Below are 16,929 nucleotides of genomic sequence, written 5' to 3'. Positions count from 1 at the left end.
TTCCTGCGTTCATAAGGAGGGGATGTTACGCTCCCGGCCTTGGCAGGCCGGTTGTGCGCACATCCCCTGATTTGATTTGAACCCGTCCGCTTACGCGTATACCGGCATAGAGCGGGACGAGAAGTTGATCGCTTCGAGCATATGAAGCAGGGCACGAACCGTGTCGAGCGAGGTCATGCAGACGACGCCGTTTTCCACCGCTTCGCGGCGGATGCGGAATCCGTCGCGCTGAGGCGTTTTGCCCTTTGTCAACGTGTTGACGACAAAGTGCGCTTCTCCGCTGCGGATCAGATCCAGAATGTTCGGCGAGCCTTCGCTCAGTTTATTCACGGTCGTAACCGGAACGCCCGCGGCTTCGAGCACCTGAGCCGTACCGCCGGTCGCGATGATTTTGTAACCAAGGCGTTGGAATCCGCCGAAAATTTCCACGGCTTCTTCCTTGTCTTTGTCCGCGACGGTCGCGATGATGGCTCCCGCGGCCGGAATTTTCATCCCTGCGCCGATCAGACCCTTGTAAAGAGCTTTCGCAAAGTTGACGTCGCGTCCCATAACCTCGCCCGTCGATTTCATCTCCGGTCCGAGAGTCGTATCTACGCGGCGCAGTTTGGCGAAGGAGAACACCGGAACTTTGACCGATACGAAGTTGTCTTCCGGCCAAAGGCCGCTTTGGTAGCCCATTTCGGTAAGCTTCTGGCCCATGATCACCCGTGTAGCCAAGTTGGCCATCGGGATATTGGTCACCTTGCTAAGGAAAGGAACCGTACGCGAGGAGCGCGGATTCACTTCGATCACGTATACCTGCTCGTTGTGGATAACGAACTGGATGTTGACCAGACCGACCACTTGAAGTTCCAGTCCGATTTTAGTCGTGATATCGATAATCTGATTTTTGATCTCGTCCGAAAGAGACTGCGGCGGATAGACCGCGATAGAGTCGCCGGAGTGAACCCCGGCACGCTCCACATGTTCCATGATACCCGGAATGAGCACCGTTTCTTTATCGCAGATCGCATCGACTTCCACTTCTTTGCCGAGCATATAGCGGTCGATCAGGACCGGATGTTCCGGGTTGATTTTCACCGCGTACTCCATGTAGCTGAGAAGTTCTTCATCAGAGTAGACGATTTCCATAGCGCGCCCGCCGAGTACGTAGGAAGGACGGACAAGCACCGGGTAACCGAACTGCGCAGCCGTTCCAACCGCTTGATCCACGGAAGTAACCGTGCCGCCCGGCGGCTGTGCGATATCAAGCTTGCGAAGCAAAGCTTCGAACTTTTTGCGGTCCTCGGCTTTATCGATGCTTTCCAGGTCGCTGCCCAGAATGCGTACGCCGGCTTTGGAGAGCGGAGCCGCCAGATTGATCGCCGTCTGACCTCCGAATTGAACGATGACGCCGATCGGCTTCTCGCGTTCGATAACGTTCATGACATCTTCGAAGAAGAGCGGCTCGAAGTACAAACGATCCGACGTGTTAAAGTCGGTGGAAACCGTCTCCGGGTTGTTGTTGATAATGACCGCTTCGTAGCCGGCAGCCTGGATAGCCCATACCGCATGGACGGTGGAGTAATCGAACTCGATTCCCTGACCGATCCGGATAGGTCCGGAGCCGAGTACGACAACCTTTTGTTTCTCGGTTTCCAGTACTTCGTCTTCCATCTCATAAGTTGAGTAGTAGTACGGTGTAGTCGCTTCGAACTCTGCTGCGCAGGTGTCGACCATTTTATAGACCGGTTTGATGTTCTGATTCAGACGGTATTCGCGGATCTCCGCTTCTTTTGTGAAGGTGCTGCGACCGGCGAGACTGCGGATTTCGGCGATGGCACGATCCGTGAAGCCCATGCGCTTGGCATCGTACAGCACTTCGTTGTCCAGCTCTTCCAAGGCGATTTCCTGCTCGTACCGGATCATGCCGTCCAGCTTGTGCAGGAACCACCAGTCGATTTGGGTCAAGTCTTGAAGCTGTTCGATCGTGTAGCCGCGGCGGAAAGCTTCGGCGAGCAGGAAGATACGCTCGTCGTCCGGTTTCTGCAGGCGGAGTTCAAGAGTTTCTTGATCCAGGAGATCCGTTTCTTTCAGGAACAAGCGGTGTACGCCGATTTCCAGAGAACGGATCGCTTTGTGGATCGACTCTTCAAACGTACGGCCGATCGCCATCACTTCGCCCGTCGCTTTCATTTGCGTTCCGAGTTTGCGGTTGGCGTTGATGAATTTATCGAACGGCCAGCGCGGAATTTTGGAGACGATGTAATCGAGCGTTGGCTCGAAGCAGGCGTATGTTTGGCCGGTAACCGGGTTTACGAGCTCATCCAGCGTGTAGCCGATTGCGATTTTGGCCGCCATTTTGGCGATCGGGTAACCGGTCGCTTTGGAAGCGAGCGCCGAAGAGCGGCTTACGCGTGGATTTACTTCGATGACGTAATATTGGAAGCTGAACGGATCCAGGGCGAACTGAACGTTACACCCGCCTTCGATGTTCAGCGCGCGGATGATTTTCAGCGATGCCGAGCGGAGCATCTGGTACTCGCGGTCCGAAAGCGTCTGGCTCGGAGCTACGACGATGCTGTCACCCGTGTGAACGCCAACCGGGTCGAAGTTTTCCATGTTGCAGACGACGATGCAGTTATCGTTGGCGTCGCGCATGACTTCGTACTCCACTTCTTTCATGCCCGCAATGCTTTTCTCGACGAGACACTGGGAAATCGGGCTGTAGCGGATACCCGATGCCACGGTTTCCACAAGTTCTTCCTCGCTGTGGCAGATCCCGCCGCCTGTACCGCCTAGCGTGTAAGCCGGACGCACGATAATCGGGTAGCCGATTTCGTTAGCAAAGTCCACGGCTTCCGGAACAGTCGTTACGATGGTGCTGTCCGGTACCGGCTGCTCCAGCTCGCGCATCAAATCGCGGAACAAGTCGCGATCCTCGGCCTTCTCGATAGCCGTAAGCTGTGTGCCGAGCAGTTTTACGTTCTCCTGTTCCAGGACGCCTGCACGTGCAAGCTCAACCGCCATGTTCAGACCCGTTTGTCCCCCGAGTGTCGGAAGCAGTCCGTCCGGACGCTCCTGGCGGATAATTTGGGTAACGAAATCAAGCGTAATCGGCTCGATGTATACTTTGTCGGCCATGTTTGTGTCGGTCATGATTGTTGCCGGGTTGCTGTTGATCAGGACAACTTCCATTCCTTCTTCTTTAAGAGCCTGGCACGCTTGTGTGCCGGCATAGTCAAACTCCGCAGCTTGGCCGATGACAATCGGTCCGGATCCAATCACCAGAATTTTTTTGAGCTTCTCATTTTTGGGCATAGTGAAGTTCTCCTTTCGACGTGTTGTCAGACTGCTCGGCTTTCCAGGCGGCAAGCATTTGCGCTTGACGCGGAGCCTGCGGGTTATCGGTTTGATGCGAGCGGATCATGGTCAGGAAATCGTCGAACAAGTAGCTCGAATCGAAAGGTCCCGGAGCCGCTTCAGGGTGATATTGGACCGAAAATGCGGGATATTGGTTATGTTTAAGTCCTTCGATCGTACGGTCGTTGTTGTTGATGTGAGTAACGATCAAGTCCGTACCGGCGATGGATTCTTCTTTAACGGTGTAGCCGTGGTTCTGGGAAGTGATGTAGCAGCGTCCGGAAATGAGATCTTTCACCGGGTGGTTGCCGCCGCGATGTCCGAATTTCAGTTTCTCGGTGTCCGCGCCGCAGGCCAGGGCGAAAAGCTGATGACCGAGACAGATTCCGAAGACAGGCACTTGGCCCAGAAGCTGACGGACCGTTTCAACCGCATGAGGAACGTCTTTAGGGTCCCCAGGGCCGTTGGAAAGCAGGACACCGTCCGGCGCAAGGCGCATAATTTGCTCCGCTGTCGAGTCCTGAGGCACGACAACCACGTCGCAGCCGCGTTTCGTCAGATCGCGGACAATTCCGCTCTTCGCTCCGAAGTCCACAAGGACTACACGCTCGCGGTTGCCCGGCGCGCTGAATACATGCGGCGTCGATACCGTCGATACTTGCGTGGTCATAAGCGGAGTCGTCTGCAGCATTTCCTTCAATTCTTCAACCGAGCGGTCAGAAGTGGTCAGCAGACCTTTCATAACGCCGTGATGACGGATTTTACGGGTCAGCATGCGCGTGTCGATATCGCTGATACCGATGATGCCGTATTCTTTGAGCAGGTTGCCCAAGGTGTACTGGGCGCGCCAGTTGCTCGGCGCCTCTTCATGCCGGCGTACGACGAACCCGTGGACAAACGGTCTCACGGACTCGAAGTCATCCCGCGAAATGCCGTAGTTCCCGATCAGCGGATAAGTCATCGTCACGATTTGTCCGCAGTAGGACGGGTCGGACAGTACCTCCTGGTACCCCGTAATTCCCGTATTGAATACAACCTCGCCGACCGAATCCCCTTCGGCCCCGAACGATTTACCCGTAAAAAGCGTTCCATCTTCCAGCAGCAGTCTTGCCTTTGCCTTCATGCCCCTCAGCTCCTTCTCTATATGTTTCGTGTTGTCTATTCGTTTGTTTCCGTCCAGGCGATTTTGCCGCCTACCATCGTCAGTACCGGCCAACCTTTCAGCTTCCAGCCCGTGAACGGCGTGTTGCGGCTCTTGGACAAAAATGCCGCCGGATCTACTTCTTTTTCGGTTTCCAGATCAACCAGCGTAAGGTCCGCATCGCTTCCAACCTGCAGCCGTCCGGATTCCAGTCCGAACACTTCGGCCGGTTTGGAAGTCATTCGTTCGATCAGGAAGCCCAGCGACCATTTGCCTGTCGCGACAAACTTTGTATACAAGAGCGGAAAGGCCGTTTCAAAGCCTACGATCCCGAAAGGCGCAAGCTGCATGCCTTTGGCTTTCTCTTCCTCGCTGTGCGGCGCGTGATCGGTCACGATGATATCGATCGTGCCGTCCTCCAGCGCCTCGATCACCGCTTCCACGTCCCGCTTGGAACGCAGGGGCGGGTTCATTTTCCAGTTGGCATCCATGCCCGGAATATCTTCTTCGGAAAGGAGCAGGTGATGCGGGCAAACTTCCGCCGTCACCTTCACGCCGATTTGCTTGCCCAGCCGGATCAGCCGTACGGATTGCTCCGTACTCACATGGCAGACGTGATAGTGCACGCCCGTCGCTTCCGCCAGCAGGATATCGCGGCCTACATGGATCGCCTCCGACTCGTTCGGAATTCCTTTAAGTCCGTTCTTATCGGCGAACGTCCCTTCGGAAACCGGCGCTCCGACTACCAGCGTCTCGTCCTCGCAGTGAGCGACGATCGGCATGCCGAGTTCAGCCGCCCGCTTCATCGCGTCTTTCATCATCTGGGCGCTCTGCACCCCGACTCCGTCATCCGTAAACGCCACGACTCCGGCGTCTTTCAAGGCTTCGAAATCGGTGAGTTCGCGGCCGAGCTGGTTGCGGCTGATGCATCCGTAAGGAAGAACTTTCACGCCGTTTCCTTCGTTCTCCGCTTTACCTTGGATGAGCTTAACCGTTTCGACGGTATCGATAACCGGCTTCGTATTCGGCATGCAGGCGATCGTGGTGTAACCGCCCCGTGCTGCCGACCGCGTTCCGCTTGCTATCGTTTCTTTGTGTTCGAAACCCGGTTCGCGCAAATGCACGTGCATATCGATAAAGCCCGGAGAAACCAGCTTGCCCGCCGCTTCTATAACCTCATGTCCGGTTGTGTCCGGCTGCTCCTGACCGGCTGTGACCGCCGCGATTTTGCCGTTTTCCACCAGCACATGCCCCGTTGTTTCCTTACCGGAGGCGTCCAGCAATTTTCCGTTTAAGATCCATATTCCCATGCCGTTTTCCTCTCCTCTATAGAAAAGCCGTTATTTGCTCTCGATGTTGCCGCTTCTGAGTTATATGTTCAACTTGTCCAAGCCGTTTCCGTTTGCCGGCTGCTCTTGTCGTTCCCTGCCGGCCCGCTTTAGCTGAGTGTCCGTTCGATTACTGCCATGCGGATAGGCACGCCATTATGAATCTGGGTAAAAATCTTGGAGCGGGCGTGTTCCACCAGCTCGTCGTCAAGCTCCACGTTTCGGTTGACCGGAGCCGGATGCATGATGATCGCGTGCGCCGGCATCTGCTCCAGCCGGTTCATCGTTAGCCCGTACTTGGCGCGGTATTCTTCCGCCGAAGAGATCATGCCCTTCTCGTGCCGTTCCAGCTGAACCCGAAGCATCATGACCACGTCAGCCTGCAGCGCTTCTTCCATCGATACGTATGGAGCGTAAGCGGACAGCTCGGGCGCCTGCATGTTGGCCGGCGCGCAGAACTTGACGGTCGCTCCCATTTCTCGGAGCGCCCACAGATTGGAGCGGGCCACGCGGCTGTGCAGAATGTCTCCGATGATGGAGACGGTGAGCCCCTTCAACTCGCCGAAGTGGCTGCGCATGGTGTACAGGTCGAGCAGCGCCTGCGTCGGATGCTCGTTGTTTCCGTCCCCGGCGTTGATCAGGGGGACGCTGATTTTCTCCGCGAGCTCGGCCAGCAGACCGACCGGCTTCAGCCGGATCACTCCCGCGTCGATTCCCATCGATTCGAGGGTCCGGACCGTGTCGTAAATCGACTCGCCTTTCTGTACGCTCGATTCCGCCGCGGAGAAATTCAGCACTTCCGCTCCCAGTCTTTTCTCCGCCATTTCAAAGGAAAAACGGGTCCGCGTGCTGTTTTCAAAGAAGAGATTCGAAACAAAGGTCCCCTTCAACCGGTTCGTCACTTTATCGGGATGATTTTCCCAGAAATCCGCCCGGTCCAGAATTCCTTTGATTTCCGGAGCGCTGACTCCTTTCAGTCCGATGAAGTGGTTCGCTGTGCGTGTTTTGACGGCTCCCATCATTCGTTCCCCCTCTGCTGCTGTATAATGACCACCCGGTCGTGTTTGTCTACTTCTGTCAGGTGAACTTCGATCTTCTCCAGTTTGGAAGTCGGCACGTTCTTGCCCACATAATCGGGCCGGATAGGCAGCTCCCTATGTCCCCGGTCTACGAGTACGGCCAGCTGGATCATCTCGGGTCTTCCGAGGTCGATCAGAGCGTCCAGCGCAGCCCGCACCGTGCGGCCCGTAAAAAGCACATCGTCGAACAGGATGACTTTCTTGCTCTGAATGTTCAGGTTATCTCCGTCAGGCACCGTATCAACGGACCGTACCTTCACCCGGTCATCGCGGTAGGAGGTAATATCGATCTCCCCGACCGGAACCGGAACGCCTTCGATTTCCTGAATCCTCTCCGCCACCCTCTGGGCGAGGTAGATGCCCCGGGTACGGATTCCAATCAGCATACAGTTGCCGACCCCTTTGTTTTTCTCCAGTATTTCGTGGGCAATCCGGGTCAGAGCCCTTCTTACTGCCATTTCATCCAGCAGCACATGCATGTGTTCGCTCATGTCGACTGCCTCCTTCTGTCGGGTACGCGTTTCTCGAATTTCGGCCATAAAAAAACCTCCTTGCTCCGAAGGCAAGAAGGTTAGCGCATGTGCAGAAACAGACGGGTGCTTGGAACCGGAGGAAGTTGCAGCTAACCGCCGCAATTCGCTCTCCCCCGGAGTCTGCTCCTGCTTAAACGTTGACCTTGCCAGCCTCTCTGGACTGATTTTAAAGGTACCCTATTCACTTGAAGCCCATTATCCCACTTTCGACAAAAGAAGTCAACCGTAAAATAACATGATTTTACGCACTTCTCCGTGTGTTTGCCCCCGTTATTTTGACTCTGCCCTGCGTATCCTGTCGTTTTTTCGGACAATCTATCGCGTAAGCGCTTTTCATCTGCTATGATGATAAAGATAACGTACCCCAGGAGGAGTGGAAGTATGACACAGATGAATACCGAAGAAATTATCCAGTTTATTAAGACCAGCCAAAAGAAGACACCCGTGAAAGTATATGTAAAAGGAAACCTGGAAGCCGTTGATTTCGGAACGGGCATCCAATCCTTCATTTCCGGCAAAAGCGGTGTCCTGTTCGGCGAGTGGACGGATATCCAGGCCATTATCGAATCCAATCAGCAGAACATAGAAGATTATGTGGTCGAGTCCGACCGCCGCAACTCCGCCATTCCTCTTCTTGACCTGAAAGGCATTAACGCGCGTATCGAGCCAGGCTCCATCATCCGCGACAAAGTCTCCATCGGCAACAACGCCGTTATTATGATGGGCGCGGTTATCAATATCGGCGCTTCCATCGGCGAAGGCACGATGATCGACATGAACGCCATCCTCGGCGGACGCGCTCAAATCGGCAACATGTGCCACATCGGTGCCGGAGCGGTTGTAGCCGGAGTGATCGAACCTCCTTCCGCACAGCCTTGCGTAGTCGAAGACGATGTTCTTATCGGCGCTAACGCCGTTATTCTCGAAGGCGTACGCATCGGTCAAGGTTCCGTCGTGGCCGCGGGCGCCGTGGTAGTAGAAGATGTTCCTGAATTCACAGTTGTAGCAGGTACGCCTGCCCGTGTCATCAAGAAAGTCGACGACAAAACGAAATCCAAAACGGAAATTTTGAAAGAGCTTCGCGAGCTGTAGACCCGGCGGGTTTTCCGTTCATCTTCCGCTTGTACATAAAAAGAACAACTCCGGCATGTGCGCACCCTACCTGAAGGCAGGCGGACTGCCGCTGCTGTTTGGCCCAGCGCTTCCGGCGCCGGGCCCTTTTTCAATCCTGCGGATGTACATTCAAACGAAAAAAGGAGAGAACGACCGTGACCAGCCCGTTTATTGAACTGCGGCGCCAGCTTCACCGGATACCCGAGCCGGGTTTCCAGGAATTTAAGACCCAGCGCATGCTGCTCGATTATTTGCAGACTCTGCCCCAGGAACGGATGGAAATCCGCACGTGGCGCACCGGCATTCTGGTGTATATCAAAGGGACGAATCCTTCCAAACGCTTCGGATACCGGGCCGATATGGACGGCCTGCCGATTCCGGAAGAAACCGGCTACCCGTTTCAGTCCGAGCACCCCGGATATATGCATGCCTGCGGGCATGACGTGCACATGTCCATCGGCGCCGGCCTTGTGACACAGTTCGCTCAGCGTCCGATGAAAGACGACCTCGTCGTCGTGTTCCAACCCGCGGAAGAAGGTCCCGGAGGAGCGCTTCCCATGCTGGCCTCCGCCGAACTAAGCGACTGGATGCCGGAGCAGATGGTCGGCCTTCATATCGCGCCGGAATATCCGGTCGGTACCATCGCGGTCAGACCCGGGATCTTGTTCGCCAACACGTCCGAGCTGTTTATCGACCTTAAGGGCAAGGGAGGCCACGCGGCGTACCCGCACCTCTCCAACGACATGGTGGTCGCCGCTTCCCAGCTTGTCGGACAGCTTCACACGATTGTGTCGCGCAACATCAACCCTCTTGACTCGGCCGTTGTCACGATCGGCAAAATGAGTGCGGGCACCAAGCAGAACATCATCGCCGAGAACGCCCGGCTGGAAGGCACGATCCGAACGCTATCCGCCGAATCCATGCAGCTGATTAAAGCGAGAATCGAAGGAATCGTTCGCGGTATCGAATCTTCATACGGCTGCACGGCGACCATTGATTGGGGCTCCAATTATCTTCAAGTGTATAACAATGAAACGCTGACGCTGGAATTTATGGACTGGCTGCAAAAAACGGATACGGCTCCTCAAGCCGGCGGGACTGACGGTTCCTTAGCTGACAAATCCGCAACCGGCACCGTTAACGGCTCGGAACCTGCCGAAGCTGGCCAGGTACAAGCAGACAGCCTATCCTCCTGGTCGGAGCCGCAGATCCCCGTCCGTCTGTACGAATGTACAGAGGCGATGACGGGTGAAGATTTCGGTTATTTCCTTGAGAAAATCCCGGGCTTTATGTTCTGGCTGGGCGCCGAAACGCCTTACGGCCTCCATCACGCCCGCATTGAACCCGATGAAAGAGCAATCGGTGTCGCCATCCGGACGGTGGACAGCTACCTCCGCTGGAAATCCGCACAGTCCGGTTAAAAAAATCCCCTTTACCTCCCATCTGCCAGGCAGCGGGTCGGATAAAGGGGATTTTTTTATAGGCACGCGGCGGGGATCAGCTCCGGTCCAGTTTGCGGATGAAGGCTTCCAGCCGGTCCAGCGCTCCGTCGAGCACCTCCTGCGAATACGCGTACGACAGCCGGATGTAACCTTCGCCCAGCGGTGAAAACGCGTCTCCCGGAACGACCGCGACCCGCTGCTCTTCCAGCAGCCTGTAAGCGAACTGTTCCGAGCCCAGCCCGAACCGGGCAATTGACGGGAACAGGTAGAAAGCGCCCTGCGGTTTAACGGCCTCAAGTCCCATCGCCTGGAGCCGGCCATACACGTGCTCCAGCCTGTTCTCATAGGCCTGGCGCATCGGAAGAGCATCATCACGGCCCGCGGTGAGCGCCTCGACAGCCGCATACTGCGAGATGGAGCTTGCGCAGGTGACATTGTACTGATGCACCTTGACCATGTGCTGGGTCAAAGCTTCCGGGGCAAACGTAAAGCCGATCCGCCAGCCGGTCATGGAATGGGATTTCGACAACCCGTTAATTACGATCGTCTTCTCTCTCATGCCCGGCATGGCGGCAATCGAAGCATGCTCGGCTCCGTACACCAGCTCGCTGTAAATCTCATCGGAAATGACATAGAGGTTCCTGCTTCCCAGAAGAGCTGCCAGTTCGGCCAGTTCCGCCTTGGTCATGATTTGCCCCGTCGGATTGCTCGGATAGCCGAGCACGACGCAGCGTGTCCGCTCCGTCAAATGTGGCTCCATAGCGGCAGCGGTCATCTTGAACTCGTAAGGCCGCGTGTCCACGTAAACGGGCACTCCGCCGCACAGCCGGATCAGCGGCTCGTAGCCCGGATAAATCGGCCCCGGCAAAATAACTTCCGCCCCCGGCGTCAAAATAGTCCTTAGCGTGATGTCGAGCGCCTCGCTTGCCCCCGTCGTCACGATGACCTCGCTGCCCCCGTCGTAGGACAGTCCGTATTTGGACCCCACGAAATCCGCCGCGGCTTTTCTAAGCTCCGGAAGTCCGGCATTGGGCGTGTACACCGTCCTGCCTGCCTGGAGCGCTTTCTGCGCGGCCTCCACAATATGGGCGGGCGTCGGAAAATCCGGCTGTCCCATCGTTAGAGCCAGTGCGTCCGGCATTGCCGCGACTTTATTCGCAATTTTACGGATACCCGAAATTTGAATCTCTTTTACCTGCGGATTAATGATTGGTTGCATACCGAGTGCTTCCCCTCTCCAAAGGTTCGCTTAGTTTTAAAAAAGAGGGACCGGCTTCCGCCTGTCCCTGATTGTCCTTACAGATTGCGCAGACGGTGTAAAAGATCCGCCATATCCTCCGGAATCGGCGCCTCGAATTCGAGCCGTTCTCCTGTTCGCGGATGGGTAAAACCGAGAATCTGCGCGTGAAGCGCTTGACCGTCCATGGTCATCCCCTTGCTGCGGCCGTAGGACGGGTCTCCGACGAGCGGGTGCCCGATGAACTTGAGATGAACGCGGATCTGATGAGTCCGGCCCGTTTCAAGTTTAAGCTCCACCAGCGTATACCCGTCAAACCGCTCCAATACGGCAAAATGCGTGACCGCATGTTTGGAGTTTTTGTCCGTCACGGTGTACAGCTTGCGGTCATAGCTGTCCCGGCCGATCGGCGCGTCGATCGTTCCGTGGTCGTGCTGCAAATTCCCGTGGACAAGCGCCACGTATTTGCGGGTCACGCTGTGCTCCTTAAGCTGCTCGGCCAGACTTGCATGGGCCTGATCGTTTTTCGCGATCATCAAAAGTCCCGAAGTGTCCTTGTCGATGCGGTGAACGATGCCGGGTCTCATAACCCCGTTGATGCCCGACAAGTCTTTGCAGTGATGCATCAGCGCATTTACCAGCGTACCGCTGTAATGACCGGGAGCCGGATGCACCACCAGTCCGCGCGGCTTGTTGATCACGATAACGTCCCCGTCTTCGTAAACGACATCCAGTGGGATGTTTTCCGCGGCGATATCCAGCGGTTCGGGATCCGGAATCGCAAGATCGACGACCTGACCTCCGGAAAGCTTGTAGTTAGGCTTTACGTTCCGGCCGTCCACACGGGCATGGCCGTCTTTAATCCACTGCTGGATTTGCGTACGCGACACTCCGTCCAAGGCATCGGACAGAAGCTTGTCGATTCTCTCGCCGTTCTGCTCGGCCTCGACCTGCCAGCGCGTCGGTTCGCTTTCCGTTTCATCCATTCCGTTTTGTTCCAACTCATAGTTGTTTTGTTCGCTCATGATGCCGTCCCTCTTTTTTCATTTTTCCAGCTGATGATCGAATCGATAAAAATCAGAATGACGCCGATAACGATCGCGGAGTCCGCTATGTTAAAGATCGGGTAAATGTAGTCGACCGCTTTGCCGAAAAAGGAAAACTGAAAATGCAGCTGAAGGAAATCGACAACCTCGCCGAAAAGAAGACGGTCCAGAAAATTTCCTACCGCGCCTCCCAAAAGCAGAGCGAGCGCCAGCGACATCAGCTTCTGCCCGGCTTTACGGGTCCTGTTGAGATATAAAACGACTCCAACGACGATTATCAAGGTAGCCAGGATGAAAAACCAGCGCTGGTCCTGCAAAATTCCGAAAGCGGCGCCGCGGTTGCGGTGCGAGGTCAGCTGGAAAAACTCGCCGATCACCGGTATGGAGTCATGCAGCGGAATGTTTTTAACCACGAGCCATTTGGTCCCCTGATCAATCAAAAAGACGATAAGTGCAAGTAAATAATAATACAACCGGATTCCTCCTCTGACGACGGCTTGTCGCGTGTCGTCCGTTAAACGTTTGGCTGCGGTGCTTTCATTTTCCACACTAAAAAAGGGAGCCTTCGTAAACCCTATTGCTGCAGGCCACCTTCCGAAGGGAGATGTACCCCTATGCATATACTGACATCCGATCAAACGGACCAGCTCAGACAGCAGCTTCTTATCGAGAAAAAAGAACTTAAAGAGCAATTGGAGCTCGACGAACATTTTGGGATGTCCCAGGCTATGGGTGAAAGCACTGGAGAGCTGTCCACGTACGACAATCATCCCGCCGATATAGGCACGGAAATGTTCGAGCGGGAAAAAGACATCGCTCTGCTTGAAAATGCCGAACGTCATCTCGATCAGGTCAATTTCGCACTGGAAAGGCTGGCTGCCGGCACCTACGGGATTTGCATCGAGTGCGGCAGAACCATTCCCTACGAGCGGCTAAGCGCTATTCCGACAACCCAGTACTGCCTGGAGCATGTGCCGAACCGGCACGCATCCGACAGAAGACCGGTGGAAGAGGAATTTCTTGCCCCGCCTTTCGGACGGACAAGTCTGGACGAACGGTCGGACCAAAATCAATTTGACGGCGAAGACGCTTGGCAGATCGTGGAAAGCTGGGGCAATTCCGACTCTCCTGCCATGGCGGAAGATCCGAACATAGGCGATTACAATGCCATGTACGTCGAGGCAGACGAGCTTGACGGCTATGTGGAACCGTTCGAAAGTTTCCTTGCCACCGATATTTACGGCAATCATGTATCCGTTATTCGGAATAAAGCCTATCGCTCTTATTGGGATAATCAAGAAGGAGATCCTCTTCTTGAGCCGGATTATACATCGGAAGAAACGCAGAGCTGAACAAGCGGCTCTGCGTTTTCCTTCGTAACGCGCCCGGTTAATAAAACCGGCGCCCTTCCAGCTGAAACTGGACATACTCCACAAGGTCCGCAATGTAGGTGCCGATAATGGGCAGGTTCAAAGCGCCCAGAGCTTTCAGTGCGTAGAGGATGGTACCGGCGAATACGGTAATGCCGAGACCGAGCCCCACTCCTCTGGAAATCCCCGCTATAAGATTCGCAAAAATGAGTCTGCGCGGCTTGTTCATCAGCGTCACGTAATCGGCAATTTGCGTCCGTTCGATATTGGTCGCTATTTCGCTTACTTTCTCATGGATATGATGAATCAGCCGTTTTTCCTCATCGCCCGTAAGGGAGGCATTGGCCGGCAAATCCGGATGCTCCGGCTCCGCATGTTCCTCCGGAGGCCTGGCCTTAACGGGTTCGTTTCGTTCGTTTCGTTTGTTCCGTTCTTCATTCAGGTTATCCATGAAAATCGCTCCTGCAGATTTGGTCTCCCCTATCTCCACACGGCGGCGAATTCCATTACCTGGGCTGCGTTATTCGAGGCGGGAAACTACTTCCGCACATCTGGCGCACAGAGTCGGGTGTTCTTTGTTCTGCCCAACTTCAGGTGTGACTATCCAGCAGCGTTCGCATTTCTCTCCCTCTGCGACGGACACCTGCACGGCAAGATCTTGAGCCTCGTAGCTTCCTTCCGGCGCTTTCTCGGACGGATTGTGCAGGGTTGCGGCCGAGACGATGAAGAGCGTATCAAGCTTGTCGAAACCGCTGAGCAGCTCGAACGCCGCCTCGCTCGGATACAAATCAACCGCGGCACTCAGCGAGTTGCCGATTGTTTTGTTCTGGCGCGCTTCTTCCAGCGCTTTAAGTACTTCGTCGCGGATATTCAGGAAGCCGTCCCACTTCTGTTCCAGTTCCTGGTTATACACATACGTTCTGATCTCCGGCAGTTCGCTGATCTGTACGCTGTCCAGCTCCACGCCCGGAATGTATTTCCACACTTCGTCGGCCGTATGCGGCAAGATCGGCGCAATGAGCTTCGTAATGGCAAGCAGGGCGTCGTAGAGAACCGTCTGCGAAGCTTTGCGGGCGGAATCGTCGGCCGCGTCCGCGTACAGGCGGTCTTTGATGATATCCAGGTAGAACGAGCTCATCTCCACGGCGCAGAAGTGATGAACCGCCTGATAGACGACGTGGAATTCATAGGCGTCATAGGCTTTGATTACTTTTTCCGTCATTCTGTTGAGACGGATAACCGCATACTGGTCCAGCTCGCTCATTTGGGCGAAATCCACACGATCCTTCACCGGATCGAAATGGCTCAAATTGCCCAGCAGGAAACGGAGCGTATTGCGGATTTTACGGTACACTTCCGTAATCTGGCTCAGGATGTTGTCGGAAATCCGCACGTCGGACTGATAATCCACCGAAGATACCCACAGACGCAAAATGTCGGCGCCAAGCTTGTTGCACACTTGACTCGGATCGACCGTGTTGCCGAGCGACTTGGACATTTTGCGGCCTTCTCCGTCCAGAGTAAAGCCGTGGCTCAAAATTCCCTTGTAAGGGGATTGGCCTTTTACCGCCACACCCGTGATCAGGGAGGAGTTGTACCAGCCGCGGTATTGGTCGGAACCTTCCAGATACAGATCGGCCGGCCACTGCAGTTCGGGACGCTTGGCCAGCACTCCCGCATGGGAGGAACCCGAATCGAACCAGACGTCCATGATGTCCGTTTCTTTGCGGAACTCGCCATGGCCGCATTCCGGACAGGAAAGGCCTTCCGGCAGAAGCTCCTTCTCAGATAGCGTGAACCACGCGTTGGAGCCTTCTTTTTCGAACAACTTGGCCACATGCTCGATGGTTTGATCGTTAACGATCGGATGATTGCAGCTGCGGCAGTAGAAAATCGGAATCGGTACGCCCCACACGCGCTGGCGGGAAATACACCAGTCTCCGCGGTCCGCGATCATGTTGTGAAGACGGATCTCGCCCCAATTAGGCGTCCATTTGATTTTTTTGATTTCTTCCAGCATTTCATCGCGGAATTTATCGATGGAAGCAAACCACTGCTCCGTCGCCCGGTAAATAACCGGCTTTTTCGTACGCCAGTCATGCGCGTATTGGTGATTGATGGAGGAAGCGTGCAGCAGATGACCGCTGTTTTCCAGCCACTCCAGAATCGTTTTGTTTCCTTTTTCGTAGAAAACGCCTTCCAGTCCCGGCGCTTCCGCCGTGAAGTGTCCTTGATCGTCCACCGGACAAAGGACGCCGATCTTATATTTTTGCCCGACGATAAAGTCGTCCTCACCGTGGCCGGGAGCGGTATGAACGCAGCCTGTACCGGCTTCCAGCGTAACGTGCTCGCCCAGCATGACAAGCGACTCCCGGTCGTAAAACGGATGCTTGCAGGTCACGTTCTCCAGCTCGCTTCCTTTCACCGTGGACACGATGCTGTAGTCGGTCCAGCCGATTGCTTTCGCAGCCGATTCCAGCAAACCTTCGGCCAGTACGTATTTTTTGCCGCTCATTTCCACAACAGCGTACGTAAAGTCCGGGTGAACGGAGATGCCCAGATTCGCAGGGAGCGTCCACGGAGTGGTCGTCCAAATGACGAAAGCCGCATCCTGAGGAAGCTTGCCTTTGCCGTCCGCTACATCGAATGCGACATAGATGGACGGAGACGTTTTTTCTTTGTATTCGATCTCGGCTTCAGCCAGAGCGCTCTCCGAAGAAGGAGACCAGTACACCGGCTTCAGGCCTTTGTAGATATAGCCTTTTTTGACCATTTCACCGAAAAGCCGGATTTGCTCGGCTTCATATTCCGGCTGCAGCGTGATGTAAGGATGATCCCAGTCTCCGCGGATTCCGAGGCGCTTGAACTGTTCCTTCTGCCGTTCCACCCACTGGAGCGCGTATTCTTCGCAGTATTTGCGGAATTCGGCAACGGACATCTTTTTACGGTCCACTTTGCCGCTGTTGGCGATAGCCTGCTCGATCGGCAGTCCGTGCGTGTCCCAGCCCGGAACATACGGCGCATCATAGCCCTGCATCGTTTTGAAGCGGACGATGATATCCTTAAGAATCTTATTCAGCGCATGGCCGATATGAATGTCGCCGTTGGCGTACGGGGGGCCGTCATGCAAAATGAACTTCTCCCGCCCTTTGCGGCTTTCCTGCACTTTCGCGTAGATGTCGTTTTCTGCCCAATGCGCCTGCATTTTAGGCTCCGCCTGGGGCAGATTACCTCTCATCGGAAAGTCCGTTTTCAGCAGTTGTAATGTTTTTCCGTAATCCAAATCCATTCACTCCCT

At 55.1% G+C, this 16,929-nt stretch carries 13 protein-coding genes; 3 read left to right on the top strand and 10 right to left on the bottom strand.

Annotated elements, in window-relative coordinates:
* Positions 1–90: 90 nt before the first annotated feature.
* From carB to pyrR, 5 genes are all read right to left on the bottom strand, one after another.
* The gene (carB, locus tag PCH01S_RS20455; RefSeq protein WP_042232509.1) at positions 91–3,300 is read right to left on the bottom strand and encodes a carbamoyl-phosphate synthase large subunit; all 3,210 of its coding nucleotides are present in this window, start codon (positions 3,298–3,300) and stop codon (positions 91–93) included.
* Positions 3,287–4,465, bottom strand: a complete 1,179-nt coding sequence (gene carA, locus PCH01S_RS20450) for a glutamine-hydrolyzing carbamoyl-phosphate synthase small subunit (protein WP_042232507.1) — start codon at positions 4,463–4,465, stop codon at positions 3,287–3,289. Before carA ends, carB begins: the two co-directional genes overlap by 14 nt.
* A gap of 35 nt (positions 4,466–4,500) precedes the next feature.
* Positions 4,501–5,793, bottom strand: a complete 1,293-nt coding sequence (locus tag PCH01S_RS20445; protein ID WP_042232505.1) for a dihydroorotase — start codon at positions 5,791–5,793, stop codon at positions 4,501–4,503.
* A gap of 128 nt (positions 5,794–5,921) precedes the next feature.
* Entirely contained in the window at positions 5,922–6,833 is a 912-nt protein-coding gene (locus tag PCH01S_RS20440; RefSeq protein ID WP_084706656.1) for an aspartate carbamoyltransferase catalytic subunit, read from the bottom strand.
* Entirely contained in the window at positions 6,830–7,381 is a 552-nt protein-coding gene (gene pyrR, locus PCH01S_RS20435) for a bifunctional pyr operon transcriptional regulator/uracil phosphoribosyltransferase PyrR (RefSeq protein ID WP_042232826.1), read from the bottom strand. The genes PCH01S_RS20440 and pyrR overlap by 4 nt, the downstream gene beginning before the upstream one ends.
* Before the next feature lie 423 nt (positions 7,382–7,804).
* Here pyrR and dapD point away from each other — a divergent pair, with 423 nt between their 5' ends.
* Together dapD and PCH01S_RS20425 are read left to right on the top strand one after the other, a co-directional pair.
* Positions 7,805–8,515, top strand: coding sequence for a 2,3,4,5-tetrahydropyridine-2,6-dicarboxylate N-acetyltransferase (gene dapD, locus PCH01S_RS20430; protein ID WP_042232501.1), 711 nt, complete (start codon positions 7,805–7,807; stop codon positions 8,513–8,515).
* 176 nt (positions 8,516–8,691) lie between these two features.
* Positions 8,692–9,957, top strand: a complete 1,266-nt coding sequence (locus PCH01S_RS20425; RefSeq protein WP_042232499.1) for an N-acetyldiaminopimelate deacetylase — start codon at positions 8,692–8,694, stop codon at positions 9,955–9,957.
* A gap of 76 nt (positions 9,958–10,033) precedes the next feature.
* Here PCH01S_RS20425 and PCH01S_RS20420 read toward each other — a convergent pair whose 3' ends face one another.
* The 3 genes from PCH01S_RS20420 to lspA all read right to left on the bottom strand — a co-directional run bounded on the left by PCH01S_RS20420 (position 10,034) and on the right by lspA (position 12,734).
* Positions 10,034–11,197, bottom strand: a complete 1,164-nt coding sequence (locus PCH01S_RS20420; RefSeq protein WP_042232497.1) for an aminotransferase A — start codon at positions 11,195–11,197, stop codon at positions 10,034–10,036.
* 77 nt (positions 11,198–11,274) lie between these two features.
* On the bottom strand, positions 11,275–12,240 hold the full coding sequence (locus PCH01S_RS20415; protein ID WP_042232495.1) for an RluA family pseudouridine synthase: 966 nt from the start codon (positions 12,238–12,240) through the stop codon (positions 11,275–11,277).
* Complete coding sequence (gene lspA, locus PCH01S_RS20410) at positions 12,237–12,734, bottom strand: signal peptidase II (RefSeq protein ID WP_042232494.1); 498 nt, start codon at positions 12,732–12,734, stop codon at positions 12,237–12,239. The genes PCH01S_RS20415 and lspA overlap by 4 nt, the downstream gene beginning before the upstream one ends.
* 141 nt (positions 12,735–12,875) lie before the next feature.
* Here lspA and PCH01S_RS20405 point away from each other — a divergent pair, with 141 nt between their 5' ends.
* Positions 12,876–13,613, top strand: coding sequence for a TraR/DksA C4-type zinc finger protein (locus PCH01S_RS20405; protein ID WP_042232492.1), 738 nt, complete (start codon positions 12,876–12,878; stop codon positions 13,611–13,613).
* A gap of 37 nt (positions 13,614–13,650) precedes the next feature.
* Here PCH01S_RS20405 and PCH01S_RS20400 read toward each other — a convergent pair whose 3' ends face one another.
* Positions 13,651–14,082, bottom strand: a complete 432-nt coding sequence (locus tag PCH01S_RS20400) for a DUF5665 domain-containing protein (protein ID WP_042232490.1) — start codon at positions 14,080–14,082, stop codon at positions 13,651–13,653.
* 69 nt (positions 14,083–14,151) lie between these two features.
* Positions 14,152–16,914 carry an isoleucine--tRNA ligase gene (gene ileS, locus PCH01S_RS20395; RefSeq protein WP_042232488.1) on the bottom strand — a complete coding sequence of 921 codons (2,763 nt, stop codon included), beginning with the start codon at positions 16,912–16,914 and terminating at the stop codon, positions 14,152–14,154.
* Between the last annotated feature and the right edge of the window lie 15 nt (positions 16,915–16,929).

The organism is Paenibacillus chitinolyticus NBRC 15660 (assembly GCF_000739915.1).
GTDB lineage: Bacteria > Bacillota > Bacilli > Paenibacillales > NBRC-103111 > Paenibacillus_F > Paenibacillus_F chitinolyticus.
Note: the sequence above shows the minus strand (reverse complement) of the source record. Positions and strands in the feature narration are given on the sequence as shown.